The 657-nt window shown below is 41.1% G+C and carries 1 protein-coding gene; it reads left to right on the plus strand.

Going from position 1 to position 657, the window contains the following annotated elements:
• The coding region (locus tag ACVBIK_RS20675) for an IS3 family transposase (protein WP_447170428.1) at positions 1-657 on the plus strand (657 nt) is incomplete at both ends.

Raw genomic sequence — 657 nt, forward strand, 5'->3', positions numbered from 1 at the left:
TTACCACCTAAAACACCGTGAATTAATAAAACCAGAGCGTGAATTATTGCTCAAAAAAGCGATTGATATACATAGTGATAGTCGCGGCTCTGCGGGAGCTAGAACGATAGCTGGTCAGCTTAATCAACTGGGTGAAAATGTTGGCCGTTATAAGGCCGCAAGTTTAATGAGAGATGCAGGGCTTATCAGTAGCCAGCCCAGAAAACATCGTTACAAGGTAGCAAATGACGAATCTAAAATTGCGCCTAATTTATTAAAGCGACAGTTTAACGTTGAAGCAATAAACCAGGTCTGGTGTGGAGATGTGACTTACGTTTGGTCTGGAACAAAATGGCTTTATTTAGCGGTGATAATGGATTTGTACGCCAGAAAAATAGTAGGTTGGGCATGTTCAGATAGCCCTAATACTGATTTAACTTGTGCGGCTTTAAGAATGGCATTTGAACATCGTGGACGTCCAAAAAACCTGATATTTCATTCAGACCAAGGTTGTCATTACAGCAGCCTTCAATATCGGCAAATGCTGTGGAAGTATCAAATAACTCAAAGCATGAGTCGGCGTGGAAATTGTTGGGATAACGCGGTAATAGAGCGTTTTTTTAGGAGCTTTAAAACAGAGTGGATGCCTAAATACGGCTACAACAGTTTTAAGGAAGC

The organism is Shewanella sp. 125m-1, from assembly GCF_052977065.1.